The organism is Novosphingobium huizhouense, from assembly GCF_020179475.1.
GTDB classification, from domain to species: domain Bacteria; phylum Pseudomonadota; class Alphaproteobacteria; order Sphingomonadales; family Sphingomonadaceae; genus Novosphingobium; species Novosphingobium huizhouense.
In genome coordinates this window covers 1-281 of the sequence record NZ_JAILXZ010000050.1, presented here as the reverse complement: position 1 = coordinate 281, position 281 = coordinate 1, and the positions used below count along the sequence as shown (strand labels likewise).

Annotated in this window: 1 pseudogene; it reads right to left on the bottom strand. The window is 55.2% G+C overall.

The features are described from left to right. A pseudogene (locus tag K3A85_RS17935) lies at window positions 1-225 on the bottom strand (hypothetical protein); the annotation flags it as partial. Window positions 226-281: the final 56 nt, after the last annotated feature.

Genomic DNA, 281 nt, shown 5'->3' with positions numbered 1-281 from the left:
GCCCAGAATGGCGGTTGTCAAGGCGCGGCACAGATCGATGTCGAGCCCCTTCCATTCATTGTTGTCGTTCACCTCGACGAAACCGAAATAGCTGCCGTTATGGCCCGAACACAGCAGGCTGCCGCGTTCTTCGATCTGTCTGAGGGTTTGGCTTTCTGCTGTCGCCACATGCGGGGCTGCAAGGCTCGCCAATACGATGGCGCCGGTCGCCAGAAGCTTGGTCATGGGATTCCCTGTTGTGCTATATATCAGCATCTATGTGCTAATATATAGCATCGCAG